Origin of the sequence: Mycoplasmopsis cricetuli ATCC 35279 (assembly GCF_000526955.1) — a bacterium.
In the GTDB taxonomy this organism is placed as follows: domain Bacteria; phylum Bacillota_I; class Bacilli_A; order Mycoplasmatales; family Metamycoplasmataceae; genus Mycoplasmopsis; species Mycoplasmopsis cricetuli.
Genome location: NZ_JAHB01000027.1, coordinates 1 through 4,152, shown reverse-complemented (window position 1 = coordinate 4,152; position 4,152 = coordinate 1). Strand labels below are relative to the sequence as shown.

Annotated in this window: 1 protein-coding gene; it reads right to left on the bottom strand. The window is 20.9% G+C overall.

The genetic code is table 4. From position 1 onward, the window contains the following. The coding region (locus U744_RS04720) for an RNA polymerase beta'' subunit family protein (RefSeq protein ID WP_036432119.1) at positions 1 to 4,152 on the bottom strand (4,152 nt) is incomplete at both ends.

The window sequence follows — 4,152 nt, the reverse complement described above, 5'->3', positions numbered from 1 at the left end:
ACTCATTTCCTTCTTTAACTAATTGTTTATTTTGTTCAAAGAAATATCTACGCTTGTTATTAGTTGGAGTTAAAGTAAGATTTAATATATCTTTATCAACTAAAATTTCATCTAATGAAGAAATTTTGTATTTTAACTTTAATTTATCCAAAGTATTAATCTCTTCAACTAATTCAACACTAGTTAATTTAGCTGGGGTTGCAAATTCATTTACCAGTACACTAAAAGCTGAATTTGATTGAATAATACTATTTTTATTGTTTGTAGAAACATTTTCATTAACATCAACAAATAAATCAAAATTTCTATATTTTCTATTTGAAACTAAATTATCAAAAACTATTGTAACATTGTTGTCATTTAATTGAACACTTGAACCTGAATTTATTATTAATGCTTGAGTGTTTCTATTATCACTAACTTGAGATTGAATAATTTGTCCAATAAATCTTAAATTGTTTTTGATATTGTTTAAGTTTTCTGAAATTTCTATTTCTAAATTATATGTTGAGTTAATTGAATTATTATTTATTTGATCAGTATTTATTAATTCTGGATTATATCCTCCAGATTTTAATTTAATAGCAATTTTGTTAGTAAAAAATTGATTTATAATAATTTTTTTATTTTCAATACCTTCTGTTGTTGTTAAATTTTTAATAATTAAATTATCAGCAATATTTTCCTTGTTTAAAAATACATCATCAACAACAAATTCAACTACTTTTTGATTATTTTCAATTGTAGTAACTCCTATAAATTTTTTGTTTTTATTATTTGCAGTTAACGTTTTAAGAGTTGTGTTTAATTCAACTTGATAATTATTATTAATTAAAATGTTATCTTTATCAATAATTGTAAATTTTAACTTAACTTGATTAAGTGAAGGTGAATCTAATATTTGCATTGTTGCATCAAGATTATTCTGAGATTTTTCTGTTGTAAAAGAAGCTTGATCAATTACATTTGAAAAAGTGTCATTAATAAATTTAGTATTATTTTTTATTGAAATTTCTTGTGATAAATTTGTATTATTAATTTCCAAATTTTGTTCCATAAAATAAATATTTTGCAAACTATATAAACGAGATTTTTTAATGATTCCATCAATTAATTCAATATCATTAATTTCAATTTGATTGTTTTGAACAATAAAGTCATTTGAACTTAAATCTTTAGCAAAATAAATTTTTTCATCAAAATTTTTTGATCTGTATTCAAGAACAACTTTTTTATTTTGTCACAATTGTGGAATTTTATTTATATCATTTACTAATGAAAGAGTAATTTTTTGTTTATTTCTAAGTTCAAAATTTTGTTTAAATTCTGGAGTTATGCTTTTGAAAATTTCATCTAAATTAAATAATTTTGTACTCACTTGTTTATTTAAATTTTCAATATTAATCTTTAAAAGATTATTAAAATTCTTACTTTTAATTGAATTATCTAAAATTTCTTTTTTAGCTAAATAAATATTTTGTAAGGTATAAGTGTTTGCTAAGGTTATGTTTTTAGAATGATCTAAAAAAATATTTAAATTATTGTTTTCATCAATTTCAATAACATCACTATAAATATCTTCGTTTTGTTCATTAGTAAAATGAACTACAAAATGAGCTTTCGTAGTTTTATCATTAGTATAAAGAAATGCAATATTTGAATTTATATTATATGTTGCGCTAATAATTGGTTCGCTTGCATGTGATGATAATTGGGTTGTTTCTACGATTGATAACTGCTTATCAACTTCTTGATTTATGGTTATATCTTCAATTTTATTTGGAAGTGTTTCATCTGAAAGATATTTTGAAAATGCAACTTCATTAACATAATCTATTTCATAATTTGCAATTTTATATTCATGATCTAAAATAGGATTTAAAATCTCAAATTTAAATATTTTTTGATTATTTTCTTTTATAAATTTTAAATTATCAGCATTTACAAAAACATTTGGAGCTAATAAGTCTTTATATTTAAATTTAGTATTTGTATTTTTACCTAAAACATTATCAAGATCATTAACAGTTATTTTTACAATTAATTTATCAATATTTGACTCATTTTTAACAAATTCAGGTTTTATAAATCATAAAGATTGACTTGGACTAATTTGAAATTTTTTATTATGTAAAATAGTTAAATTTGTATTAGTATCAAAATCACTTCATATACCATTAGTTGACTCATAAAGAGCTTTTTTAAATGTAAATTCTCTATTTTTGGTAAGTTTTGAATTTGAAATTTCAAAATTTAGAGTTTGATTATTTGATGTAATTGCATTTGATGATATTGTTTCAATTTCTCTTTCAATAAGATCACCATCATTATCTAAATCATTAAATTTAAAAATTAATTTAACTTTTTTATTATTAAATCTTTCTACTGATTTTTCATAGTTTAAATTAAAATACACATTTTCAGATGATAAATATTTTGAATTATCTTTTGCTATGTTTTGATCATTAACAAATGTAATTTTGTTTATCTTAAACTGATTTTGTTTAGTTGTAAATTCAAAAAAGTAATCAAGATTTGGATCAATATCTTGATAATTTTCATGAACTAAAATTGGTTGTTTTGCTAAATCATTAATTTCATTATTGAAAATAATCTTATTAATTTGATATATAGTCTCTTCTTTTAAATTATTAAACTCTGCTTCAATTTTAGCATTTGTTTTATCATCACTTACTTCTGATAGATTAAAAACATGTTCTTTCACGATGTTTTTATTAGTTGATTGTTTAATTGAAACCTTAACCTGTTGGTTTGTATTAAAATACCCATCTTTTGAGTTTAAATTTAAAATTAATTTTGCTTTATTATTTTCATCTAAATTAACAAAAACATTTTCAATGCTAACACTTGTGGGATTTGATTCTGTAATAACTTCTTTTGTTAAATGATCAATATTTAATTTCGCAAGTGAATCAAAATTATTATCTATTATTGCCTTATTTAATTGTTCTTTTGTTCCTGCATAAATATTTTTTAGTGTATATTTATGATTAAATTGAATATTTTTTGATTCATTTAATGAAAAACTAAAATTATTATTTGAATCAATTGCAATAACATCAGTATAAATATTTTGATTTTTTAGATCTTTAAAATGAGCAATTACATTAAAATTATTTATTTCCTCATTATCAAATAAAGTAATATAGTTTGATTTTAAATTGTAACTTGCAGTAATTTCTTTTTCATTTTTAGTTGCATGTAAATTAGTTGTTTCAAAAATTTCAACATTTGCATTTTCAATTTTAATTTCTTTATTTGCGATTGTGAAAATTAATTCATCTTTTTCAGGATAAGCCCCAATTGTTAAAGTATTTTTATTTTTATCAATTGAAGAAACATATTTAACAGTTTTTATTTTGTATGTTTTATTTATGTTGAAATCATTAACTTCAAATATTATTTGTTTTAAATTATTATCATCAATAACTAAATGAGGATTTGATCCAACTTTTTCAACATCATCACCTTCAATAATGTATTTAATAGTCAAATTCAAATCATCCTTAACACTTAAAACATTATCAATATCTTCAATTCATAAATTAGCAAATGCTCTAGTAATATTTGTTTTATCTTTAATAAATTTTGCAGAATTAACTTTAAAAGCTTCAGTAATTGATGGTTTAACTTTAAAATCACCCTTTACAATTGTTGGATTGTTCTCTTTGTCATCATCAAGTTTTTCTCAAATTTGAGTTGAACTATTATATTTTTCAACTTTAGCAAAAGTATACAAGCGATTTGCTTTAAGTTCATTTGCTTTAATTGTAAAATTAATTCTTCTTTGATTTAAAGTATCATTTGTGCCATCTTCAAGAGCAATTTCATCAGTTGTAACTGTTTGAATGTGACCATCAACTGTTTTGTAACTAAATACTAATCGAATTTTTTCTTTATATAAACGATTTGGAATTTCTTTTTGATCAATAATCAAATCAACTTTAACATCTTCATTTGCATTTCATTCAGTTTTATTATTTTGATATTCAAGATTTTCTTTAAATGTAAATTTTTTGCCTAAAGTTTGAATAGAATTTCCAGGAGATTTAGTTAAATTATTGATTAAAAAACTAAAATTGTTATCAGGAATATTTGCAACTTTTATATTTTCATTTGCTCTTGAAGGTC